This window comes from Bacteroidota bacterium (assembly GCA_034723125.1).
Classification (GTDB): Bacteria; Bacteroidota; Bacteroidia; order CAILMK01; family JAAYUY01; genus JAYEOP01.
This window is the reverse complement of sequence record JAYEOP010000018.1, coordinates 1-2,468: the sequence shown is the minus strand read 5'-3', so window position 1 is coordinate 2,468 and position 2,468 is coordinate 1. Positions and strand designations below refer to the sequence as shown.

The 2,468-nt window shown below is 28.2% G+C and carries 2 protein-coding genes; both read right to left on the bottom strand.

Annotated features, from left to right (window positions below; genetic code table 11):
* On the bottom strand, positions 1 to 2,150 hold a 2,150-nt coding region (locus tag U9R42_00570; GenBank protein MEA3494512.1), incomplete at its 3' end, for a bifunctional UDP-N-acetylmuramoyl-tripeptide:D-alanyl-D-alanine ligase/alanine racemase.
* A gap of 68 nt (positions 2,151 to 2,218) precedes the next feature.
* Complete coding sequence (locus U9R42_00565) at positions 2,219 to 2,380, bottom strand: hypothetical protein (GenBank protein ID MEA3494511.1); 162 nt, start codon at positions 2,378 to 2,380, stop codon at positions 2,219 to 2,221.
* Between the last annotated feature and the right edge of the window lie 88 nt (positions 2,381 to 2,468).

Here is a 2,468-nt window from a genome sequence, read left to right as displayed (position 1 = left end):
GAAATTGAAGTTTTAAAACTGCTTACATTCTCCAATTTATTACTTAGCGAATTCGAACAATCAATACCGTATAATCCGATTCCGAGCCTCACCATATCAAGTTGTGAATCAGAGAATCTTATAACTCCAACGCTGTTAAGTACATGTTTAATTACAGAATGTCCCAACAATTTTTCAAGATTGCTTGCAATATTTTTAAATTTGTTAACTTGAATTTTTGTAAACTCATCATGTTCAGGATTATCGGTGGAGGTAAGATGAGTAAATACTGATTTTACATTTATAAAAGAATTTTTATTTAATATTTCATAAAGATTAATAAGTTCATTTTCTTCAAAACCCAAACGATGCATTCCCGTATCAAATTTCAGATGAATATTTATTTTGCTTTTAACATCATTTTTATTGTATTCATCAATAAGCTCATTAAGTGTTAAAAAGTTATAAATCTCAGGTTCAAGATTTTTGTCAAACATTAATTTAAAACTATCCTTTTCAGGATTCATAACCATAATAGGAATTGTAATGCCTGAATCCCGCAATTCTGCACCTTCATCGGCATAAGCAACAGCAAGGTAATCAACATTATGAAACTGAAGTATATTTGCAATTTCATAACTTCCGCTACCATAAGAAAATGCTTTTACCATAGCCATTACTTTTGTCTTTGGCTTTAAATAATTGCGATAAACATTCAGATTATTAATTATACTGTTTAGGTTTATTTCCAAAACGGTTTTATGTACTTTTTTTTGTAAAGCATTGGTAATCTTTTCAAAACAGAATTCTCTTGCTCCTTTTATTAATATTGCTTCATCATTAAATTTATTAAAATCAAATTCTTTTAAAAATTCATCTGTAGAATTAAAAAATGAACTTTCAATTTTAAAAGCAGTTGCATTCTCTTTTATAGAATTACCTATTCCAATAATTTTATTAACATCCTTAGATTCAACAATTTGTGCAATTTCTTCATACAATTCATTGTCAGCTTTTCCACTTTGTAACATATCCGACAATATCAAAGTTCTACTTGCATTTTGCTTTTGTTGAGTAAGCATATCCAGTGCAATTGTCAAAGAATTAATATCAGAATTATAAGTGTCATTTATTAAAGTACAGTTATTTATTCCCTCTTTAAATTCGAGTCTCATTTCAACATGTTCAAGACTCATCATCTGTTTATCAAAATCTTTATAATTCCATTCTACACCCATAGAGAGAGCTACAAACCAACAATGAATAGCATTTTCAATTGAAGCACTATCAGTAAACGGTATTTCAATTTTTTTATTTATTTGATGATAAATCCCACTAATAGTTGTTGAATTTTGTTTCCTTTTTATTTTTATATTACTTAATTCCGTACCACCGTATTTCGACCAACTATGAAACTTTATTACTCTGTATTTAAAAAAATTCTTGTCCTTTTTATTTTTAATTGCTTTATCAATTTCCACATGGTCATTGCAATAAAAAATATGTTTACACTCTTTGAATAGCTGTAATTTCTCATCAATTTTTTGTTCAAGAGAATCAAAACCCTGCTGATGTGCATCACCGATATTTGTAAAAATACCTATTTCAGGTTTCATAATTTTTGCCAGCTTCTTCATTTCCCCTCTTTGTGATATTCCAGCTTCAAAAATCCCTAATTCATTTTTGCTGTTTAAATCCAATAATGACAAAGGCACACCCAATTGAGAATTATAGCTTTTAGGATTTCTGCAAACATTAATATTTTTATAAAAAAGATGATAAAGCCATTCTTTAACTATAGTTTTACCATTGCTTCCTGTTATTCCGATTATATTTTTTTTAAACAAACTACGGTGAAAAGCGGCTATCTTTTGTAATGCATCAATTGAGTTTTTTACTAAAATAAAATTTGAAGTATTTCTTATGTTCTTATCAATCTTTGAAATACACTTTTTGTCCTCAACAATAAAATTTCTAATACCCTTTTTAAAAACATCAGAAATATAATCATGCCCATCATTATTTTTCCCTTTTATTGCAATAAACAAACTTAGTTTTTTTTCCCCTGCCGATCTGCTGTCAAAAACAACATTCCTCACAATTTCACTACTGTTATGCTCAATCAATTTCCCGTGAGTTATCAGGCTAAGCTTTTCAATGGAATACTTCATTTTTCATTTTGTTTATCTGTTGATTTGGTTATTTGATTATATTTTTACCTTTCACTTTTCAAAGGAACTCATAAGGGGGGTTCTATAAATACATTTCTTTTAAGAAACAAAGATAATGAATAAGATGCAAGGCACAAAATTTTCTGAATAGCCGTAGCTATTGAGAAAATTTTTAACGCAGTCAGATTGTTAATTATCTTTGTTCCCAAAGGGTTTTCAGAGTTTTTCATATACTTCTTCAAAAATTTTTACATTATCTTGATAGTGCTTCAAAATTTTTCATTGTCTATAAAAAACTCTGAAAATCTTAATGCGAAT

Excerpts from the sequence above, each read along its gene's own strand:
- U9R42_00565 (MEA3494511.1), bottom strand. The coding sequence starts at position 2,380 with ATGAAAAACTCTGAAAACCCTTTGGGAACAAAGATAATTAACAATCTG.